This window comes from Moraxella sp. CTOTU48717, assembly GCF_032057165.1.
GTDB lineage: Bacteria > Pseudomonadota > Gammaproteobacteria > Pseudomonadales > Moraxellaceae > Faucicola > Faucicola tetraodonis.
In genome coordinates, this window is record NZ_DAMBBC010000011.1 from 64,734 (window position 1) to 86,706 (window position 21,973).

The window sequence follows — 21,973 nt, forward strand, 5'->3', positions numbered from 1 at the left end:
CGTCATGAATTGGTTAAGTGTTGGTGCGATAAATATGGCAGTGGCGGTCGCCTGTGGGGCGTTTGCCGCACATGGGCTTAAACCGCGTTTGTCAGCCGAGCAAATGGCTTGGTGGCAAACTGGTACGCAATACTTTTTTTATCACGCGCTTGGGTTGTTGATTGTTGGTATGTTATTGCGTATAAACCTCACCTCTCCTACTATCGCGTGGGTGATGCAACTGGGTATTGTGTTTTTTACAGGTTCACTATATTTGATGGCTTTGGGCATGCCACGATGGCTCGGTGCCATTACCCCGATTGGCGGCACGCTGTTTATTATCGCATGGATTTGGCTTGCGATTAGTGTTGCTAAGCACACTTCATCAGTTTAACCTTATTTAACCATGACAGAAAGCGTAACAAAACAGGAAGCGAAATAATGCCACAAGTGACTTTAAATGGTGACGTCAAACAAACGTTACATCAAAATCTCTTACAACTATTGGATGAAATGGGGCAAACCCAAGGTCGTTTTGCTGTTGAAATCAACGGTGAATTGATTCCAAAAAGCCAATTGGCAAATGTCACCTTGCAAGATGGTATGAACATTGAAGTAGTGCAAGCGGTGGGTGGTGGCTAATCATATCAGCGTAAAAGGAGCGGGTAACTCACCCGCTTTTTTATTTTTGCATTACACTAATTTTTGGTCATGGCTAATAAACGGTTGGCGGTTAGCCCATGTAAAAAAACCGACATCGCAATCATTACCACACAAATCACCCAAATTTTTAGCGCTTCATCACTGGTAAATACGCCCTTATTCATCGCATAGGCAATATAATACAATGTACCAATCCCACGAATGCCCAGTCCTGCCGTTACCCAGCGTTCATTGCGACTCATCCCCAGTTTACCTAGGCTAAAATAACCCACGATGGGACGTATCAAAAATATAAACGCCAAACATACCACATACACTTGCCAGCTAAGAGTAACATCACTCGCTAACGCTTGACCCACTAGCAGTCCCAAAAATACCATCACGAGCGACATCAGCAAACCTTCAATTTGCTCAGCAAAATCATGCAAGCCTTCATGATATTCATGTTCACATTCTGAGCGCCGAAGGGTTAACGCGGCGACAAATACGGCAATAAAACCATAACCATGCACAAACTCTGTGATGCTATAAGCCAGTAACATCAAGGCTAACACCATATAACTTTGCTCGACTTTATCGGGATATGCCTTAGTAAATAGCCAATTTGCCAAAAACTTACCGACACAGTAACCCGCCACCACCCCTGCGATGATTCGCCATAACACATCATAACCCAACCAATGCAGCCAATCTTCTACACCAAAACCTTGATTGAGAGACACTGCCGTAGCAATGGCTATCGCTAAATACACGAACGGAAATGCCAGTCCATCATTGAGACCCGCCTCTGAGGTGAGGGTAAATCGGGTCACATCTTCCTGTCGTTCGGAGTTGGGTGGACCGACTTGGATGCTTGCCGCTAGCACAGGGTCGGTTGGCGCTAGCACCGCACCGAGCAAAATAGCCGCCGCCATACTGAGTCCAAAAATATAATGCCCCATCAATGCCATCGCGGCGATACCCACTGGCATCACAATCACCAACAACCTTAAGGTCGGTTGCCAAGTTTTCCAATTGAGCGGACTATCAAGTTTGATACCACAACCGACCAACGAAATCAGCACCACCACTTCTGTAACTTTTTCGATAGGAACGCCATAATTAAGCGGATTAATTCTAGGCAGCCCCATAAAAAAATACCCTAGCAGTGCGCCAAAGGTAATTTGTAGCATAGGCAAGGATATCGAAAGCTTGCGCGGTAGCACAGGAAAAAATGCCCCGATTAAAAACGCCAACCCTAAAAAAAGTAAAATCAAATTATAGTGTTCAAGCATACCCGTGTACCAAGATAAGTTGCTAAAAGAGCCATGTTACTGCGTCAAAGGTTTATCCCTTATGAATCCATTATGCAAAAAGGTGGGCATGCTATCAATCATTGGTGTTTAGCAAAATACCAAGAGATTTGTTAACAGTTCGAGCGTTGAGTTAAACTTGCAAGTTGAGCTAAATTTAAAAATTTAGTTATATTTGACGGCTTAGTTAAATTTGAGAATTCAGCTAGAGAGGATTTTGACTGACCCTCTAAGCCCAACACTGCGGTCAAAACCGCACTTTACGCTGCGTAGAAGAACCGATGTTCATACCTTCCCGGTATTTGGTCACGGTACGACGGGCAATATCAATGCCTTTATCTTGCAGGTGCTTCATAATACTACTATCAGATAGCGGTTTTTTGGGGTCTTCTGCCTCAATCATTTGCTTGATCATCGCACTGATAGCAGTTGAAGAAACGCCTTCCCCCTCATCACTACTGACTTGACTGGAAAAGAAATATTTTAGGCTAAATAGCCCTTTGGGGGTAACGATGGTTTTGCTGGTAGTGATGCGAGAAACGGTTGACTCATGTAGGCCCACTTCATCTGCCACATCTTTGAGTACCATCGGCTGCATGGCCATGACGCCTTGCTCAAAAAAAGCCTGCTGACGTTTGACGATACAGGTTGCAACTTTTAGTAGATTTTGATTACGCTCTTCGATACTACGGATAAACAGCCGCGCATCATACAACTGCTCTTTTAGATAGACGCCTTGTTCACTGTTGTCATTGCGACTGACAAGCTTGGCATACATTTGGTTAATACGCAGTTTTGGCAAGGTTTCTGGGTTTAGGCTGACTTCCCAATGCTGCCCTCGCTGCACAACAATGACATCAGGAATGTCGTAGCTTTCAATGCCTTTATCTAGCTGGCGCTGTGATTTTTCATAAGACAGTGCAGGATTGGGGTTTAATGTGCGCAATAAGGCAAGGGCAGGCTGAATCTCAGAGACATCAAGATTGGATGATTTAAGCAGTGCATTGATGTTATTGTTGGCAAAAAACTCTGAATGCATCAAAATTTGCTTGGCTGCTTGCCAAGAGGGGGTATCACTCGGCAATTTATTGAGCTGAATCAGCAAGCATTCTGCCAAATTTCTTGCACCAACGCCCAGTGGCTCGCAGTTTTGTATTTGCTTAACCACAAGTTCAATGTCTTCAAGCGCCAAGTCCACGTTTTCAACTTGATAAAATGACAACATGGTATCAAAACTTTGAAATAGCTCATCATTCGATAACGTGATAAAACCGCGCTCGTCCATGCTATCAATCAGATACTCCGCCATCAGCATATCGATGGTGGAGAGCCGTCTTAAATTCAGTTGCCAACGGACATAATCTTGAATGTTTCCTTGCGTGGCAAGCTTATAATCATCCTGACTGTCTTCGCTATCAATGCCCGTGGTTGCCGAAGATTCATAGCTATAGATATCATCCCACTGCGCATCCACAGGCATATCGATTTGCTGGCTGCTAAGATGCTCGCTACTATCAATGCTGTCTAAGCCAAATTCCTCATCATAGCGATAATCGCTGTCTGCATAACTGTCCCTATTGTTGTCCCCATAACTGTCACTGTCACTGTAACTATCACTTGGGCTATGACTTGCATACTCATGCACTGCCGAAGGTTCACTGTGCTCGGGATAATCTTCGCTAGCAGAAGCAGGATAAACATCATCCGACGCTAAATAATCTTCCAACCCCTCAGTTTCATGATGGGTATAGTCATCCCAATCAACTTCAGACAACGCAACACCTTCTACTTGATAGTCATCATCATAGTCGTTATCCATGTCTTGTTCTGGATATTTTTCGCCATCGGGTAGGTTATCGGCGTCGTCATAAGACGTCTCCCACTCTTCCTCACGCTCAAGCATAGGGTTGCTATCGAGTTTAAGCTGCACTTCTTGTTCAAGCTCAAGACTCGATAATTGCAGCAAGCGAATTGCCTGCTGCATTTGCGGGGTGAGTGTCATCCCCGTCGTTAGCTTTGCCCCAATACCAATTTTCATAACGCGTTTTTTTAAGCCTTACTCTAATGAGGTTAGTTTAGATGGTGTGTCTATGGTGTGTTCATGCTCTGCTAGGTTGCTAGTTTAGTATTGTTTCAACAAGATATGCTAGTATTTTTTGACATTCAGCCGTATATTAATTATCTGCACTTAGCTTAACTGTGCTTAGCTTTACTTAGCTGCAGCACCCACAAATTTCCCTAAATTTTTTGCTTACGAAATCAAACCATGACAAAACTGACAAAATTTGCGATTATTGAACTCAATAGCCAGACCGATATCTTAGCAAATCTTCAATCTATTGAATTAGGTATTAAAATTGCCAGTGAACGCGGCACCCGCATGGTGATTTTGCCAGAAAACGCTTTTTGTTTTGGCAAACAGGGTTTTGCCAGTCAATATTTTGATGCCTTAAAAGCTTGGTCGGCACAGGCTGCCCGTCACTACGGTGTGTATCTGCTGGCAGGAACCTTGCCCTGCCCGTATCGACCTGATGGTACGCCTGTGGCTGACGGCAAACTTCGGCAAAGCTCACTATTATTTGACCCTGCTGGCGACTGCTTAGCGCGCTATGACAAAATTCATTTGTTCAAAGCCACCGTCAATGATAGCACAGGCAACTATGATGAAGGTAGAACCTTCGAAGCCGGTAATGCGCTCATTGTGGCGGATACCGAGTTTGGCAAGGTCGGCATGATGGTATGTTTTGATATTCGTTTCCCCACCCTTGCGGTCAAACTACGCGAACTAGGCGCAGATATATTGACCGCGCCTTCGGCGTTTACCTACCAAACAGGGAAAGCACATTGGCATGCGCTACTCACCGCAAGGGCGCTCGATAGTCAGTGCATGGTCATTGGCGCAGGTCAGACGGGTGACCATGTGGTCAATCCCTCAGCGCCTAGCAACGTTCGCAGCACTTGGGGGCATAGCGAATTTATCAGCAGTGATGGTGAGCGCGTTTTGACACAAAAAATCAATGCAGCAACCGACGCAGCAAATGATGCAGTAACCCGAGATTTTGATATCACTAACAATTTAGCGCATTTACCTTTATCCGCCAAAGCAGCAAGCTGGCTGCCTAAGTCAGATAATCGCCAACAGCTTGACCAAACTGCTGATAAGACAACCTTTTACCAACAAGCGCCGAGCGTGATTTTTGCTGACTTTGATGCGGATGCGCAGCAAATAACTCGGCAGAATATTGCGTTGCTCGAATGTCAAAAATTGAATATCATAGCAAATAATATCTAACGACCCTTAAGCGAAAAATGGATAATCCACTTTTTGAATATTTAAAGAATAGCCCAATTTTTAGCCGTCTTGATCCTTATATGTTTCAAGTGGTCGAGAACTCATTGCATTTTAAACAGTTGAGTCCGCAAGAAGTATTATTTACGGAAGGCGAGCATGGCGATTTTATGGCGTTTTTGCTGATTGGGGAGCTATCAGTCATTAAATACAGCCCTTCAGGGGTAGAAATTAAAGTCGGTGAAATTCGGGCGGGCGAAAGTACCGGTGAAATGGCACTGTTAGATTTATTAACTCGCTCCGCTACCATTAAAGCCGCCAGCCTGTGTGCGCTTGTCACCTTGTCCCGCGCTGACTTTGAGCGACTTTTATCAGATTATCCTCGTATCGGTGTTGAGATGCTGCGTGGCTTAGCGATTATCTTGAGCCTTAATCTTCGCCGTACTTCTGAGCATTTGACTCGCGCGGTAAATGCTTAATATGGCTAAGCTTAAGGTGGCTAGGCTTAATATTTTTTCCATGCCTAATATTACTGCTTAACCTGCCTACTATTGTGCGCTATCGTCGTGAGCGGGGATGCGCTTTGTCATACACTTGCGATAAATGCCCAAAATCCAAATGGGTATAAATCTGTGTGGTACTAATATCACTGTGTCCTAGCAGTTCTTGAACGCCACGCAAATCACCACTATCACTTAAAATATGTGACGCAAAACAGTGTCTTAGCAAATGCGGGTATAAGTCTTGTGCGATGCCTGCTCGTTTAGCCTGTAGCTTGATACGCAGCTGCACGGTGCGCGTTGAGATACGCGTCCCATAACGCTCACTGACAAATACCGCAGGGTCTTGCTCCTCCACCCACAGCGAGCGATGCGGCAAATAGTTGATGAGTGCCTGCCAGGCTTTTTCGCCAATCGGTACGATGCGCGTTTTTCCGCCTTTACCCAGTACTCGTAACAGCCGCTGTGATTTGTCGATATCAGACATATTGAGTCCCACTAGCTCGCCAACCCGTAAACCACTGCCATACAGTAATTCTAGCATGGCTTTATCGCGAATCCATAACCGCGCTTCATGGCTATCTTCTGGCGCAGCTTGGTCTAATAACTGGGATAATATATCGATATCAAGTAATGTGGGCAAGGGTCTCGGGGCGCGTTTGAGACGTATGGTCGTGGTGGGATTTAGTGTCATCAGCTGCTGAGCAATCAACCATTTATAAAGTTGACGCAACACGGTCAGTTCATATTGACTACTGGATTTGGATATTTTATCGACATCCAATCGTTGAATTAGGAAGTCTGACAACTGCTGACGGGTGATGTGACAAAGCTCGGTCTGTTGCTCATAGCAATACGCCAAAAAAGGCTGTAGCGCTTGGCGATAACTTTTGATAGTCGCCGCGCTATAACGCTTACTACTTAGCTCAGCAAGCCAGCGATCTACCAAAGCTTGGTCATCCGTGTTGAGCGCAGTCACTTCCTCATGCGGCGTTAAGTGGGTGGGCAAATCATCGTTTGCTGATTTGCCTACACGGTTGCGCTGATTTTTCCCTTGACTATTTTTGCCTTGACTTAGGCTACGGCTAGTTGGCATAGTGTCGGTTAGCGAGGTTGGGGTCTATTCATGGTAAGGATGTCCCTCATCTGAGCGATGTTCCTCACTTGATTGCGCCGGCGCAAATTTCAGCCCCGCACCTGCCATCAAACCCTCAGGACTAAACACCCCTTCGTACACAAAGGTCGCAGGACCGGTCATATACACAGGATAGCCTTCTTGCCAACGAATCACCAAACTGCCGCCATACAACTGGGCTCGAATATCCACGCCTTCATCTAGCCAGCCTTCACGCACCCCTGTGGCAACGGCAGCACACGCGCCCGTACCACAGGCTTGCGTTTCGCCCACGCCGCGCTCATAGACGCGTAGACGGATATGGCGATTATTCATCACCTGCATAAACCCCACATTGACACGCTCAGGAAATGCAGGGTGGCTCTCAATCGCTTTACCGAGTTTTTCCACCTCAGCGGTCAATACATCATCTACTTTGATGACGGCATGGGGATTGCCCATATTGGCGACATAGAGTGTCACAGGCGTACCATCCACATTGAGCCGATATGAGTTTTGAACTTTAGTAATGGTTTTGGGGGTAAAAGGAATCTCATCGGGCTCGAATTTTGGTTTTCCCATATCCACTTTTACCCAGCCATAATCATCGGTGCTAAGGGTGATAATACCGCTGGCGGTTTCCACCCGAATACGCTGTTTAAATGACAATTTACGCGCCTGCACAAAGCGGGCAAAACATCTAGCGCCATTGCCGCATTGCTGCACTTCACTGCCATCTTTGTTAAAAATACGATAGCGAAAATCGACATCAGGGCGGCTTGGCGGCTCAACAATCAGCAACTGGTCAAAGCCAATGCCTAAGTGTCTATCCCCTAACAACGCTACCAACTCTTTGGTCAAGTGAAGTCGCTGTGTGACTAGGTCAATGACCATAAAGTCATTCCCCAGTCCATGCATTTTGGTAAATTCAATTAACATTGTTATTCCTTAAAATTATTTTGATTTATGCACGCTATCTTATCATGATAGCTGATTTTTTATAAGGTAATTGAGGAACAAAAAAACCTTAGCAAGTCAAGCAAATTTGGGCTCGGTTACTAAGGTTTTGGTTTCAGTTTCTAAGGTTTTGGGCTCAGCGGGACAAATAAGGCTTAGCGTTGCCAGCAAAGCCAGCAAACCTTATAGGATAGATTTAATCTACCAATTTTTCTTTTTGCCAAAGGCTCTCAACCGTTTCACGCTCGCGAATCACATGAGCGTGACCATCTTTGACCAAGATTTCACAAGCACGAGGGCGGCTATTGTAATTGCTCGACATTACAAACCCATACGCCCCTGCGCCTGTGATGGCTAGGATATCATTGTCAGCCAACGCTAACACACGGTTTTTTGCCAAAAAGTCGCCCGTCTCACAAATCGCCCCGACCATATCCCATACTTTGGGTTCAACCGGTGAGTTCAACTGTGTGGGGATGACCGCCATCTCTGACTGATAAAGTGCCGGACGAATCAAATCATTCATCGCGGCATCGACAATGGCAAAATTTTTGTGTTCGGTAGGTTTTAAAATATCCACGCGGGTCAACAATACACCTGCATTGGCAACGATGCTACGACCTGGCTCTAAATAGAGTGTTAAGCCTAAAGTTTTCAGTTTTGGTAACAGTAACTGCGCAAATTCTTCAATACTTGCAACGTCTTCGTCAATATACTGCACACCCAAGCCACCCCCCAAATCAATATGCTCAAGCGCAATACCTTGCTTGGCAAGTGCGTGAATCATCTCAATGACTTTATCCAATGCATCCATAAAAGGCTGAACTTGGGTCAACTGCGAGCCAATATGACAATCAATACCGACGACTTTTAAGTGCGGTAAGTCATGGGCAATTTGGTAGATACGGGGCGCATCTTCATGGGTAATGCCGAATTTATTTTCTTTGAGCCCTGTGGAGATATATGGATGGGTTTGCGCGTCGACGTTGGGATTGACGCGTAGCGAAATTGGCGCTTGCTGCTGTAGTTTGCCTGCCACTGCATTGATGCGGTACAGCTCAGCTTCTGATTCGACATTAAAGCAAGCAATCCCTACTTCAAGGGCAGTGCGGATATCTTCGGCGGTTTTGCCAAGTCCTGAAAATACGATTTTTTTGGGGTCGCCGCCCGCAACCAAAACCCGCGCAAGCTCGCCCCCTGTAACAATATCAAACCCTGCCCCTGCTTTAGCAAGTTCGTTTAATACCGCAAGGTTACTATTGGCTTTTACCGCATAACAAATCTGATGCTCAATCTCAGTAAAACTATCATCATAAGCTTTATAGGCTGCCAAAATCGACTGCTGACTATACACATAGGTCGGTGTGCCGAAGGTCTTTGCGATATCCGCAAGACTGACGCCATCCATCATCAAGGCAGTGCCATCATAACTCAGACAGTTGATTGACTTGACGTGTTCGGTCGGGTTGATCGCTAAACTTGCAGCTGCATCATCAGTAATCATTTTTACCTCCAACCGATGGCACAGATGGCACCGATGGCGTGGTCGCTGAGTGAGGCGCTGATTGCGGCGTTGGGGCTGCACTATTATCAATCATGACGTTGGGATCTTGGATGTTGACATCGACTTTGGTATCAGAGGCATTGGCAGTGGTGCTAGTCGGTTTGGCGGCAGCATCGACTACTTGTTGGCTATGGTTGGTGGGTAGGTATAATGCCCCTTTTTGCCCACATCCTGTCAGCATATGAGTTGCCAACATCACCGTCAGCACGGTCATTGTTGCGGATAGTTTTGAAATTTGCATGAATGCCCTTAAGTTTAAGAAAAAAATAAGTGTAAAAATAAAATTTGCGATGGGGTTATTGTAGCTGTTTTTGCGTTTTATAAGCAATTATCTCACCTTATTTCTCACCTTACTAAAGATGAGCGTTAAATCGATGATTTTTGTTAATTTTTCATTCTGTTGAAACTATCGTTGTTGTGGTATGCTTTTTCGCTATAATGATGACAACAAAAATTTGGCAAAAAATTACCACAATACATTTTTTTTAATCTACAATAAATTACTGAAGGCAAGGATAGCTTAAAATTTAATCCAGTTAGGAAGGGGCTTGTTGCAAGGAATGCACAAGATCTTGTCTAAAGGAACAGCCATGCAAAATCCGATCTTAGTACTTAATTGTGGGTCTTCGTCAATCAAATACGCGTTATTAAGCAATGACAGCAGCGAGCGCGTTGCCGGTCTTGCGGAGAACTTGGGCTTAGATACAGCGCGTATCAAACACACTGACCTCAATGGGGAAAAAGTCGAAATCTCTTTGGCAGGCGCTAATCACCAATGGGCGCTGCAAAAAATATTAGGTTTATTAGCCGCTTACAAACCCGTTGCCGTGGGTCACCGTGTGGTGCATGGCGGGCGTGAGTTTTCTCATGCCGAAAAAGTCAATGACCATGTCTTGGCGGAAGTCAAACGGCTAAAAGTATTGGCGCCCCTGCACAACCCTGCCCATGCCTTAGGTATTGAGGCGGTGGAAAAAATTTACCCAGATTTGCCGCAAGTGGTCGTGTTTGATACCGCCTTTCACCAAACCATGCCTGCCAAAGCCTACCGCTACGCCATTCCAAAAGATTTGTACAATGAGCATTATATCCGTCGCTATGGCTTTCATGGTAGCTCGCACGCCTATGTCAGCCACCGCGCTGACAGCCTAGCCCCTCACAACCAAGCCAATGGTTGGATTACGGTGCATTTGGGCAATGGTTGCTCGTTAACCGCCGTGTATGATGGCAAAAGTCTGGACACCAGCATGGGTCTGACCCCGCTGGAAGGTGTGGTCATGGGTACGCGCAGTGGTGATGTTGACCCAAGTTTGCATATTCATTTACACCGTATTTTGGGCTATAGCCTTGACCAAATTGATACGATTTTAAATAAACAAAGCGGGTTGTTGGGCATTTCAGGTATCTCAAGCGACATGCGCACGGTGGAGCAAGCCGCCAACGAAGGCAACGAAGATGCCAAACTTGCCATCGAAATTTTCTGTTATAAGGCAGCCCGTTATATCGCCTCTCTCAGCTGTGCATTACCGACCTTCACTGGCTTGGTATTTACCGGCGGTATCGGTGAAAACAGCGCCTCAATTCGCCAAAAAATCTTACAAAACTTGCCGCATTTTGGCATCAAAGCGAACCTTGACAAAAATGCCGCGCTCTCTCGTGGCGTAGAAGGTAGCTTCCACCAAGCCGACAGCCAACTGCAATTGTGGGTGATTCCGACCGATGAAGAATACCAAATCGCCAAAGAAACCAAAGAAGTCTTAGGTTTATAAACCCTCTCACCCTGATGACCCATCAGGGTTTTTAGTTTGAATAAAATAACAAATAGGAACTATCATGCAAACTATTTTATTTGTGCCTACCAGTAGCGGCATTGGCTTGACCTCAGCTTGTTTGGGTTTTATCCGTGCACTGGATTATATCGGGCTAAAAGCAGGATTTTTAAAACCCTTTAGCCAAAATACCACCGCCAATCATGAGAGTGATGACAGCTCAAGTGTGCTTGCAAAACATGCCTTTAACTTAAACCCGCCAACATCCATTGACCGTAGCCGCTTAGAGCGCGTGATTGGGGATGGTCAGTTAGATGACTTGATGGAAGAAGTGGTTGCCAAACACCAAGCATTGGCTGAGCAATATGACGTTATCGTCTGTGAAGGTCTGGCTGCCGACAATGATTCAAGTTATGCGGAATTGGTGAATTTAGCCATCGTCAACGCGCTAGATGCCAAAGTCATCTTGGTCAGTAGTGGCGATATTGCAAACCCTGATAGTTTGGTAGACAAGCTAGATATTTTTGCCCGTGATTTTGGCGGTATGGCAAGCGAGCGCACATTAGGCACGATTTTGATGCGCGTCAAAAACGTGGACAACCACTATGATGAAGCACCCGTCGCGCCGGGTAAAGCCAAAGTTGATTTGGCAGCGGAGCAGTTACAGGCGATTAAATCCCACTCGCCTTATTTTGACTCCGATAAATTTCGCTTGATTGGCGTAGTGCCTTTTAGTAACACCTTAAGTGTCCCCCGTACCTGGGATGTGGCTCGTGAGCTTGATGCCAAATGGCTCAATGAAGGCGACGCCAAAAACCGTCGTGTGCTCAATACTTTACTGGTTGCGCGTACCGTTGCCAATATTGAAGATTCTTTCACCCGTGGTAACTTACTGGTGACGGCAGGCGACCGAGACGATTTGATTTTGGCGACTGCGCTTAGCACCATGAATGGTGTACCGCTAGCAGGTCTTATTCTGACAGGCGGTATCGTGCCGAACCAAAAGATTATCAATCTGTGTCGCCCCGCTCTAAAAACAGGGATTCCTGTGATGCTGGTTGACACTGACAGCTTTGATACTGTTACCAAACTTAACCACATCAGCCATGAAATCCCCGCAGATGATACCACTCGCGCCAGTGAAGTCACCGATTTTGTCGCCGCGCATTTGGATTTGGACTGGATCAAAACCACTTTTAGTCAAGGCAACAACAACCGCAAACTCTCGCCTTCGGCTTTTCGTCATACCTTGGTCAAAAAAGCCCAAGCCGCCAAAAAAACCATCGTATTGCCTGAGGGCAATGAGCCACGTACGGTTGAAGCGGCGGTCATCTGTCAAAATCGTGGTATTGCCCATTGTATCTTACTTGCCAAACGCAGTGAGGTCGAAGAGGTTGCCAAGAACTTGGGGCTCACCCTACCTGAAGGCCTGCAGATTCTTGACCCAGAGACCTTGATTGACAAGTACGTCAAGCCTATGGTTGAGCGCCGTAAAGGCAAACTCGATGAACTACAAGCCCGTGAGCAGCTCAAAGACACCGTCGTACTGGGTACCATGATGCTGCACTTGGGTGAAGTCGATGGTCTGGTATCTGGCGCCGTACATACCACCGCCAATACCGTCCGCCCTGCGTTTCAGTTAATTAAAACAGCGCCGCAGTATTCACTGGTTTCGTCAATTTTCTTTATGCTACTGCCTGAGCAAGTGGTGGTGTATGGTGACTGTGCCATCAACCCAGACCCTACCGCAGAACAGTTGGCTGAAATCGCCCTACAATCCGCCCAATCTGCCAAAGCGTTTGGTATCGAACCCAAAGTTGCCATGATTAGTTACTCGACGGGTTCATCAGGTGAAGGCGCAGACGTGGATAAAGTGCGTCAAGCCACCGAAATCGCCAAAGCCAAAGCACCTGATTTACTCATTGATGGGCCGTTACAATATGACGCTGCCAGTGTCGCAAGCGTGGCAAAGTCCAAAGCGCCAAACTCGCTGGTGGCAGGTCAAGCCAATGTGTTTATCTTCCCAGATTTGAACACTGGCAATACCACTTATAAAGCGGTGCAGCGCTCTGCTAACGTGGTAAGCGTCGGTCCTATGCTGCAAGGCTTAAATAAGCCTGTGAATGACTTGTCGCGTGGCGCCTTGGTTGAAGATATTGTCTATACCATTGCGCTCACAGCCGTTCAAGCCGATAGCGGTGAGTTTTAAGCGTTTATATTTAAAAAAAGGTGAGTTTGACACTCACCTTTTTGTTGTCTGTCACAATTGCCTGTCACACAGGATATCAGCTTAAATGCAATGCAAGGCTACTGTGCAACCACTCGCCTATTTTTCGCTGAATAGGCTATTTTCCCACCACTAGGCTAGTGCGCCACAATCTGTTATGCCCAAAAATTGCTTTATGGTAAAATGTCGCTCAACCACATCTAACTTTATCGCTGGGTGACCAACATGGCACATTCGCAGAACTATTCAACGAGCGTTGACGCCCGACTTGCCGTATTGATTGATGCTGACAATGCGTCAGTCAATCATCTTGATGCGCTGTTGTCTGAAATTGCCACGCTCGGGATTAGTAGCGTTCGACGCGCGTATGGTGATTGGACGCGCCCACAATTAAACAGCTGGAAAAATGTGTTACTGAGCTACTCTATTCAGCCGATCCAGCAATTTAGCTACACCACGGGTAAAAATGCTACCGATGCAAGCTTAATCATTGATGCGATGGATTTGTTGTATACCGAGCGTTTTGATGGGTTTTGTTTGGTGTCGTCTGACAGCGACTTTACCCGACTTGCCCAGCGTATTCGTGAGCAAGGGTTATTGGTGTATGGTTTTGGTCGTAGCACCACGCCCAAGCCTTTTGTGCAAGCCTGTGACCGTTTTACTTATCTTGAGTTTTTTGAAGAAAACCAAACCCCTTCGACGGTAGATTTTTATGACTCTGCTGATATGCTGTTCTCCACTAAAGGTAATCAGATGAAGCCTGTGGATGTCGCCATCACTTTGGTCAAGCTTGCCATCTCAAGTATGGCGGATGACCAAGGCTGGGCAAATATCGCACCTGTCAAAAACTATCTGCTAAAAGTCGAGCCCGATTTTGATGCGCGCTTGTTTAACTTTAACAAATTCAGTGATTTTCTACGTGCCTATCCGCGCTATTTTGAGGTACAAGAGCGCTACCCCAATGACAATCAGCATAAAGTAATTTTTGTGCGCAATGTACCAACCGATGAACCGCCAAACCAACCGTAAGATGTGTCAGTGATGATGAAGGATGTTAGTTTTCTTTACCCTAAATTTATATTGGGTTTGTGGTTATGACAATGCCTCGCTGTATTCGTGTCTGGTTGGGTGGCTCATTTGATCCGGTACATTTGGCGCATTTACAGATGATTGCGCATGTGTACCATGAGCTCATGCGCGCCTTCCCCAACGTTGATATCATCGCCAAATTATTGCCTACCGCAGGTTCGCCCCTAAAAACCCAGCCAACTTCCAACCACCAGCGCCTTGAAATGCTTGCGCTTGCGATTGACGATGTGCCTTTTTTGTCGATTGATAAGACTGAGCTGCAGTGTCAGCCGCCTGTGTATAGCTTTCATACCTTGAGTGAATTTAAACAGCGTTATCCCAATGACCTACTGATTTTTGTCCTTGGGCAAGACAGTGTTGAACAACTTGATAAATGGTATCGCGGCTTTGAGCTGCTTTCGCTGACCAATCTATGGGTGCTACCCCGTCCTGCCTTGGGCAGCCTTAGCCACAATTTAAGCCACACTTTACACCAAAACTTAAACCAAAATGCTTTGGCCAATACGGATAAACCCCCTAATATAAATATTGATAATCGGCTAGTGCCTTTTATCATTCATTCGCCAAAAGACTTGATAAATCAAACCACTAACCATATTTATATTGATAAGTTTGTCGTGCCTGATATCGCCAGTAGTGATATCAGAGCTTGGCTATACAGCGTAGAAGCTCGGCAACGACAGCAAGCGCGGCTAAGTTTACCGAGTCAAGTTTATCGGTATATTGTTGAGCATCAGTTATATGCCCCACATGTAGCCTGATATTGATTTACATTTTTTGATAACCTGTGTGTTAGATTTTTGTTAAAATAGCGCACTTTTTTTAGGATTGTCATGATCCTATTTTAAGCTACTCTTATAACCTAATCATTATGACCCAATCCATGGAACCCACGCATTTATGACCGATACCCAATTTGCTAGTTTAGTCAATCAACACCCTGCCCACCAACAGTTAACCACTTGCCTTGACATCGTTCAAGATGCCTTGGATGATCTAAAAGCCAAAAACATTACCGTACTCGATGTTGCTGATATGACTGAAGTCATGGAGCGTATCGTGATTGCCGAAGGGACATCTACCCGCCACCTTAAAGCGGTTGCCGACCATGTCGCGATGAAATCGAAGCAAGCAGGATTTAATCCGATTGGTGTGGAAGGTCAAGGCACCAGTGATTGGACCTTGATTGATTTGGGCGCTGTGGTGGTGCATGTGATGATGCCACAAGCCCGCACGTTTTATGACCTAGAAGGCTTATGGCAAGGTCAATCCCAGCGCGAGCGTATCGAAAAAACGGCGTAGTATAATAGTCTATAGCTTAGTTTAGACTATGCGTTATGAACTAGGCGCTACAACCAAATGGGTAAACAAGTTTTACCCATTTTTTTATGCCGTTGATTTTCTTTGGTGAAAAGTTATGCCACCGCAGCCGTTTGCTGACGTTGATGGTTTTTCATCCAAAGATTGATACCAATAAGGATAATAATATAGCCGATTTGTGCCAAAAATGTCTGTAGCGTTGGGTAAAATCCTAGCCATTCAATGGCGGGCAAGCGGCTCATGGCGGTCATCGGCAGATACCCTGTCAATTGCAGGGCGTGCAAACTGACACCTAAAATCTTAAAGCCCAGTAAATAAATCACCCAAGTTAAGACTTTAAACAACTGTGGAATCGGTAATTTAACTGAGGTTTTTAGCATCGCCCAAGCCACTGCTGCCAGTGCTACAAGCGCCAAACCAATCCCAGTTAAGAAATTACTCATGCTGATATTGGGTAATATACCGACATAAAACAATATGGTCTCTGCGCCTTCTCGAAACACGGATAAAAAGCTCAATCCAAATAACGACACAAAGCTACCTGCCGTCATGGCCTGTCCCATATGACGCTTGATATAAGCGTTCCATGATTGGACGGATGATTTGCTATGCAGCCACGCGCCAATGCCAATCATCATAATGACCGCAACGATGCCTATCACCCCTTCAAACATCTCACGATTGGCGGCAGAAGTCACCGCAGGGAATAATAGCTGTAATGCCATCGCGCCTGCGATACTGGCAAGTAAGCCAAAAGCCACGCCAGCATACACCCATTTTTTGGCTTTGACTTGTTTGGCAGCGGTTAAAGCCGATAACAGCGAGATGACAATCAATAAGGCTTCCAACCCTTCTCGAAGCAATATCAGCATCGAGTCAACCGCGGTATATTGGGCTGTTGGATTGATTGCTGCCAATTCATTGATAATCGATTGCAGTGTTTGCTGCTGTTTAGGGTCTTGCCCCTTCGCCATGGCTAGCGGGATTTGACTTTCCACCCGATTATATAAACTGGGGTTACGCGTACTAACATCGCCTTCGACCGTTGGCCATATACTAATAAACTCGCCTAACTTGGCTTGACCAGTTGCTGCGTCGTTTGTTTTAAACGCCTGTAAACCATCGCGCAGTAACTGGATACTATCCGCCAAGGTGACTGTTTGTGTGGTTTGTACAGCGGCTACGTCACCTTTGTTATAACTGTCGATGGCGTCTTTTAGCGCAGCAGATTGGGTTTTGATTTGCGCCATATTAATGGGTTGCGTTTCAATCGCCACTCGCATCAGCGCCATGGATGTTTCGATTTTGCCGTAGTGCCCCATACTGGTATTGCGCACGACCCGCTCATTACCTAGCCAAACTGCATTAAACTGGTTGTAAGCCGCCCGTAATGCTTCGACATCTGTCGCTGCTGCACCTTGTATGACTTGATTAAGATTGTCATACGCCGGTACCATTTTTTTGGCAAACTCTTTTCGCTTCGCGCTGTAATCCACAGGATTTTGTTCTTTTTCAAAGGCATATAACGCATTTGACACGGCTGATAAATTGGCTTCTGTGGGGTTGCTGATGGCTTGCCCAATTGCTTGGCTTGTCTGTTGCCCAAGTGTGGAATTTTTTGCCGTTGCATCTATGGCATCAAAGGCTGTTTGAATTTGCGCAAGGGTATCCTTGGCTTTTGAAGTATCCTTGGCTTTAATCGCTGCCATCGCGTCGGATAGGTTGATAAAAATAGGGCTTAAATTCAACTTTTTGCTGGCTGGTTGACTGGCTTGCGTCGCTATCTGTGCACTTGCAGGCGTTGGTTGCTGCGCTTGTAAGCCTTGACTGGTGATGAGCAGCGAACTGGCTAGGCCAAAACTTAGCAGGGTTTTTTGGGTGATGTTTTTCATGAGTAGCTTTTTAACCGTCTGTTTTTAAGCGTGTTTTTTGAACCGCCTATTTTTAAGCGTGTGTTTTGAACCGTCTATTTTTAACTGATGCAGGTTGCATTTTAACCTTAAGCTTCAAATAATGCTTGTCCAATATAGCCACCCTGCGGAATACCACCGAAACAAGCAAATAGCCCACTGCCAATGTGGGTGGTGTATTCATTCATTTTATCAAGACGACCTAGGGCATTTTGGATGATGATAAATTGCTCGGGCGATTTTTGAAATGAAATAAACAGCAGCCCTGAATCAAACTGCCCCGTGGCTGGGTTAATGCCGCTACTGTAAGAATACGAACGGCGTAGCATCTCCACGCCTGTGCTTTTTGCCAGTCCCATGTGGGAAATTTCAGGTATCACTGCTTTACCCTGCGCGTCTTTGGCGTGCACATCAAAGGTGTCAAATTCGCCTTTTTGTCCAATCGCCGCGCCGCTATCACGATGTCGACCAAAGGTATCTTCTTGACCTTTAAGCGAGGTGCGATCCCAAGTTTCAAGATGCATCTGAATGACGCGGGTGACCAAATAAGTGCCGCCTTTCATCCAATCAGGCGCGTCCGCCCATAAGTTTTTGTCCGCAGCTTTGATGGTGCTTTGGTTGGCAGTGCCGTCTTTAAAACCGAATAAATTACGGGGCGTATGGTCACCGGTATCAAACCCAACAAAACCTGACTGACTCCAACGCATGGTAATATTAGAACGCGCTTGGCGAACCAGTTGCCGTACCGCGTGGAACGCCACTTGGGCATCTTCGGCGCAGGCTTGAATACAGATATCACCCCCCGTCAAATTTTCTCGTAATTGATCGCGCGGGAACTTGGGCAAGTCTTGGAATTCTTTGGGCTGCTTATGGGTAAGTCCCATTTTTTTTAGAAAACTTGGGCTAATCCCAAAGGTCAACGTCAATCCGTACGCGCCCATACTGTCTGCTTCGCCTGTGTCGGTTGGGGGCACAAACGGGTTTTTTTCGTACGCTTTGATGTTTTTACCTTGCGTCAAATTGGCCGCATAGGTTGTCCAGTCTTTGAACATCTGTTTGACATCATCAAGCTTATCGGTATGTAAATCCATCACCAAAAAATAAATATTACGCTGTGACGGCGTGGTAATGCCTGCTTGGTGTTCGCCATAAAAATCATATTTGACATCCGCAAAACTATTTTTGGTAGTATTGGCATCACTACCAGCATGTTTAGGATTTTCGTTTTTATCGCTATCTTTGGACTGATTACTATCCAAAGCTTGCAAGTTAGGTAAGTTTTCGCTTGGTTTTTGCTGACAGGCCGACACGGCTAAACCTGCGCCTGCGACACTGAGCGCACCAAATTGGCGTAAAAAACTGCGACGATTTGACGTTTTTAATCCCACCCCTGTTTCTTGCGCTTGCTTATCTAATTCACTATGTTTCATACTGCCCCTAACTTGCTACTGACCTTTTTATTCCACCCTAAAACCGTAAAGTGAAGCAATTTTTTGCTTCACCTTTCACTTATTGCAATACAATGCCCATCTGCGCTAAGGGTTCACCGAGTTTATTCACTGCTTCGGCTAGCGCTTTGGTATCTGCAGGGGTTAGCTCTTTATAGGATTTATAATCTTGTTGCCCGACTTGGTGTTTGGCAAGTAGTTGGTTGACTGCGTCAAATTTTTGCTCAAGCTCCGTGACTAACGCCGGGTTTTTGGCTTGGATTTTTGGTTTTAAAATGGCAAATATTTTCTCTGCGCCTTCAATATTGGCTTTAAAATCATACAAGTCTGTGTGCGAGAAAATTTCTTCTTCGCCGGTGATTTTGCTTGTTGATACTTCATTGAGCAAATCTACTGAACCTTGTACCATCAAGTCGCCTGTGACCTCTGCCGTTGGAATTTTGGCGTGCAATTCTTTGACATCTGCAATCAGTTGTTTACCCAGTTTTTCAGTGCCTTTGGTGGTATTTTGTGTCCACAAGATTTTTTCAATCGCATGGAACCCTGTCCATACTTCATTGGGCTCAAGGTCGGCTTCACGGTTGTCGATACGTGGGTCAAGGTCGCCAAAACTTTCAGCAATCGGCTCTGAGCGCTCATAATACATGCGTACTTTTGGGTATAACGCCTTCGCCTCTTCTAATTTACCCGCTTCGAGCAGTGCGACAAATTTTTGGGTATCGGCGAGCAAGCTATCAATTTGGGTTTGTACCCAAGCTTTGTATTCCGCCGTTTCTTTACTCAAATCAACTGAGCTCTGCGCCGACGCTGTGACTGCAGAAGCGTTAGTCGTTGCACTTGCAGCAGGTGCTACGTCGGTTTTTTGTTCGGTTTTTTGGCAAGCCGTCAATAGTAATGCAGATATCGCTAGAGGTAATATTGATAAGGTAAAAGTACGGCTCAACATAAAACATCCTTAAAAGTAAACACGAATAAATAATAAAAAAAATAATGACAATTTGCGAATTATAGTGTAAATGAGAATCGTTATCAATATTTATTTTACTTTGATTGTGCTTAGAAGTTTAGGCAAAAAAATACCCCGCAGCAGCAAAGTAGCGAGGTATTGTGATTGACTAAATGACGCGCAGATCGCCTAATAACAAAATAACCTAGCCGAATTTACCCGTGATGTATTCTTCAGTTTCTTTACGGTCTGGGTTTGTGAACATTTTATCAGTATCCCCCATTTCCATCATTTCGCCCAAGTACATAAACGCGGTATAGTCAGACACCCGTGCCGCTTGCTGCATGTTGTGAGTGACGATGGCGATGGTGTAATCATTTTTTAGGTCTGAAATCAAATCTTCAATTGAGCCTGTTGAGATAGGGTCAAGTGCCGAGGTGGGTTCGTCTAGTAGCAATACTTCAGGACGGGTTGCCACACCGCGGGCGATACACAGACGCTGCTGCTGACCACCCGACAATGACAGACCCGATGCTTTAAGTTTATCTTTGACTTCATTCCATAGTGCCGATTTTTTGAGCGCCCATTCAACGCGCTCGTCTAGCTCAGCACGGCTTAAGCTTTCGTACAGACGCACACCAAATGCCACGTTGTCATAAATTGACATCGGAAATGGCGTTGGTTTTTGGAATACCATACCCACGCGAGCACGCAGCAAGTTGACGTCCACCGATTTATCCAAGATGTTTTGTCCATCTAGGTTAATTTCACCCGTGGCACTCATGCCTGGGTATAGGTCATACATACGGTTGAAGGTACGCAGTAACGTTGATTTACCACAACCTGACGGTCCAATAAACGCGGTGACTTTTTTGTCAGCGATATCGATGTTGATATTTTTAAGGGCTAAAAATTTACCGTAATAAAACTGTAGATTACGAATTTGCATTTTTGCGGTCATGATGAATACCTTAATAAATTTTGTTTGATACTAGCAAATAGTTTTAATCTTCTATTGATCATCAATGTGATGATTGCTCTTTACCACTGAGCGCACGTGCCAAAATATTCAATGTTAATACTGCCAAGGTGATGAGTAACGCACCTGCCCAAGCCAATTGGTTTGAAATAGGGTATGGTTGGCTGGCGTATTGATAAATCACGTTTGGTAAGTTGGCAATGGGCTGACCCATATCGGTACTAAAGAATTGGTTATTGAGCGCGGTAAATAGTAATGGCGCGGTCTCACCCGAGATACGCGCAAATGCCAGTAAGATACCTGTTAACACCCCAGTTTTGGCAGCACGTAAAGTAACGGATGTTACCAGTTTCCATTTTGGCGTCCCTAACGCATAAGCCGCTTCACGCAATGTATTGGGAATTAGACGAAGCATATTTTCGGTGGTACGTACCACCACAGGAATAACCAATAGCGCTAAAGCCATTGCACCTGCCCAACCTGAGAAGTTACGACCTTGTACCATCAACGCAAAAATAAATAGACCAATCACAATCGAGGGTGCGGATAGCAAAATGTCGTTCATAAAACGGGTGACTTTACCAAGCCAGCTGTTTTCGGCAAATTCAGCAAGATAAATACCTGCCATGACACCAATCGGTGTGCCGACTACAAGCCCTAATCCTGTCACCATGATTGAGCCGATAATCGCATTGCGAAGACCGCCGATTTCGTTTGGCGATGGCGTGTCTTGAGTAAAAATAGGCATGGTCAATAACGCATGAGAGCCTGATAAAAACAATTTGAATAAAATTAAACCTAAGAAGGTCAAGCCAAATACAATGGACAAACCGGCAAATACCAGTCCTAAAGCATTGCTTAGACGGCGGCGTTTGTAAATGGCGTTATTACGATTCATGTTGGTAGTAGTCATAGTATTCCCCAGCGTCC

Annotated in this window: 20 protein-coding genes; 9 read left to right on the plus strand and 11 right to left on the minus strand. The window is 45.5% G+C overall.

Annotated features, from left to right (window positions below; all coding sequences use genetic code 11):
- Window positions 1–4 precede the first annotated feature (4 nt).
- Together RT084_RS07995 and thiS are read left to right on the plus strand one after the other, a co-directional pair.
- Window positions 5–373, plus strand: coding sequence for a DUF423 domain-containing protein (locus RT084_RS07995; protein ID WP_312385564.1), 369 nt, complete (start codon window positions 5–7; stop codon window positions 371–373).
- A 47-nt stretch (window positions 374–420) separates the two neighbouring features.
- Window positions 421–621, plus strand: a complete 201-nt coding sequence (gene thiS / locus RT084_RS08000) for a sulfur carrier protein ThiS (protein ID WP_060995472.1) — start codon at window positions 421–423, stop codon at window positions 619–621.
- 56 nt (window positions 622–677) lie between these two features.
- Here the strand turns inward: thiS and RT084_RS08005 are convergent, their stop codons facing one another.
- Both RT084_RS08005 and rpoN read right to left on the minus strand, forming a co-directional pair.
- Window positions 678–1,916, minus strand: a complete 1,239-nt coding sequence (locus tag RT084_RS08005; protein WP_312385563.1) for a cation:proton antiporter — start codon at window positions 1,914–1,916, stop codon at window positions 678–680.
- 265 nt (window positions 1,917–2,181) lie between these two features.
- Window positions 2,182–3,972: an RNA polymerase factor sigma-54 gene (gene rpoN / locus RT084_RS08010; RefSeq protein ID WP_312385562.1), complete on the minus strand. Its 1,791-nt coding sequence runs from the start codon at window positions 3,970–3,972 to the stop codon at window positions 2,182–2,184.
- 228 nt (window positions 3,973–4,200) lie between these two features.
- Between rpoN and RT084_RS08015 the strand changes: the two genes are divergently transcribed.
- Both RT084_RS08015 and RT084_RS08020 read left to right on the plus strand, forming a co-directional pair.
- Window positions 4,201–5,226 carry a nitrilase-related carbon-nitrogen hydrolase gene (locus RT084_RS08015; protein WP_312385561.1) on the plus strand — a complete coding sequence of 342 codons (1,026 nt, stop codon included), beginning with the start codon at window positions 4,201–4,203 and terminating at the stop codon, window positions 5,224–5,226.
- A 17-nt stretch (window positions 5,227–5,243) separates the two neighbouring features.
- Complete coding sequence (locus RT084_RS08020) at window positions 5,244–5,702, plus strand: cyclic nucleotide-binding domain-containing protein (RefSeq protein WP_312385560.1); 459 nt, start codon at window positions 5,244–5,246, stop codon at window positions 5,700–5,702.
- 79 nt (window positions 5,703–5,781) lie between these two features.
- Here RT084_RS08020 and xerA read toward each other — a convergent pair whose 3' ends face one another.
- From xerA to lptM, 4 genes are all read right to left on the minus strand, one after another.
- The gene (xerA, locus tag RT084_RS08025; protein ID WP_312385559.1) at window positions 5,782–6,819 is read right to left on the minus strand and encodes a site-specific tyrosine recombinase/integron integrase; all 1,038 of its coding nucleotides are present in this window, start codon (window positions 6,817–6,819) and stop codon (window positions 5,782–5,784) included.
- 24 nt (window positions 6,820–6,843) lie between these two features.
- Complete coding sequence (dapF, locus tag RT084_RS08030) at window positions 6,844–7,776, minus strand: diaminopimelate epimerase (protein WP_096489232.1); 933 nt, start codon at window positions 7,774–7,776, stop codon at window positions 6,844–6,846.
- A gap of 214 nt (window positions 7,777–7,990) precedes the next feature.
- Complete coding sequence (lysA, locus tag RT084_RS08035) at window positions 7,991–9,298, minus strand: diaminopimelate decarboxylase (protein WP_409418430.1); 1,308 nt, start codon at window positions 9,296–9,298, stop codon at window positions 7,991–7,993.
- The gene (gene lptM, locus RT084_RS08040; protein ID WP_313099037.1) at window positions 9,288–9,599 is read right to left on the minus strand and encodes an LPS translocon maturation chaperone LptM; all 312 of its coding nucleotides are present in this window, start codon (window positions 9,597–9,599) and stop codon (window positions 9,288–9,290) included. The genes lysA and lptM overlap by 11 nt, the downstream gene beginning before the upstream one ends.
- A 349-nt stretch (window positions 9,600–9,948) precedes the next feature.
- Here lptM and RT084_RS08045 point away from each other — a divergent pair, with 349 nt between their 5' ends.
- The 5 genes from RT084_RS08045 (at window position 9,949) to rsfS (ending at window position 15,742) form a co-directional block, all read left to right on the plus strand.
- Window positions 9,949–11,124: an acetate/propionate family kinase gene (locus RT084_RS08045; RefSeq protein WP_065253289.1), complete on the plus strand. Its 1,176-nt coding sequence runs from the start codon at window positions 9,949–9,951 to the stop codon at window positions 11,122–11,124.
- Window positions 11,125–11,188: 64 nt separating this feature from the next.
- Window positions 11,189–13,333, plus strand: a complete 2,145-nt coding sequence (gene pta, locus RT084_RS08050) for a phosphate acetyltransferase (RefSeq protein ID WP_313099042.1) — start codon at window positions 11,189–11,191, stop codon at window positions 13,331–13,333.
- Between the two features lie 243 nt (window positions 13,334–13,576).
- Complete coding sequence (locus RT084_RS08055) at window positions 13,577–14,380, plus strand: NYN domain-containing protein (protein ID WP_007115203.1); 804 nt, start codon at window positions 13,577–13,579, stop codon at window positions 14,378–14,380.
- A 65-nt stretch (window positions 14,381–14,445) separates the two neighbouring features.
- Window positions 14,446–15,201 (plus strand): nicotinate (nicotinamide) nucleotide adenylyltransferase, encoded by a 756-nt coding sequence (gene nadD, locus RT084_RS08060; protein ID WP_312385552.1) that lies wholly within the window; start codon window positions 14,446–14,448, stop codon window positions 15,199–15,201.
- A gap of 139 nt (window positions 15,202–15,340) precedes the next feature.
- Entirely contained in the window at window positions 15,341–15,742 is a 402-nt protein-coding gene (rsfS, locus tag RT084_RS08065; RefSeq protein ID WP_312385550.1) for a ribosome silencing factor, read from the plus strand.
- 113 nt (window positions 15,743–15,855) lie between these two features.
- On the opposite strand, the gene RT084_RS08070 is transcribed toward rsfS, so the two are convergent.
- The 5 genes from RT084_RS08070 to pstA form a co-directional block, all read right to left on the minus strand.
- Complete coding sequence (locus RT084_RS08070; RefSeq protein ID WP_312385548.1) at window positions 15,856–17,652, minus strand: FTR1 family iron permease; 1,797 nt, start codon at window positions 17,650–17,652, stop codon at window positions 15,856–15,858.
- A 107-nt stretch (window positions 17,653–17,759) separates the two neighbouring features.
- Window positions 17,760–19,100 (minus strand): iron uptake transporter deferrochelatase/peroxidase subunit, encoded by a 1,341-nt coding sequence (efeB, locus tag RT084_RS08075; RefSeq protein ID WP_312385546.1) that lies wholly within the window; start codon window positions 19,098–19,100, stop codon window positions 17,760–17,762.
- 79 nt (window positions 19,101–19,179) lie between these two features.
- On the minus strand, window positions 19,180–20,064 hold the full coding sequence (efeO, locus tag RT084_RS08080) for an iron uptake system protein EfeO (protein ID WP_095355921.1): 885 nt from the start codon (window positions 20,062–20,064) through the stop codon (window positions 19,180–19,182).
- A 205-nt stretch (window positions 20,065–20,269) separates the two neighbouring features.
- Window positions 20,270–21,025, minus strand: a complete 756-nt coding sequence (pstB, locus tag RT084_RS08085; RefSeq protein ID WP_159375112.1) for a phosphate ABC transporter ATP-binding protein PstB — start codon at window positions 21,023–21,025, stop codon at window positions 20,270–20,272.
- Window positions 21,026–21,086: 61 nt separating this feature from the next.
- Window positions 21,087–21,956: a phosphate ABC transporter permease PstA gene (pstA, locus tag RT084_RS08090; RefSeq protein WP_188874750.1), complete on the minus strand. Its 870-nt coding sequence runs from the start codon at window positions 21,954–21,956 to the stop codon at window positions 21,087–21,089.
- Window positions 21,957–21,973: the final 17 nt, after the last annotated feature.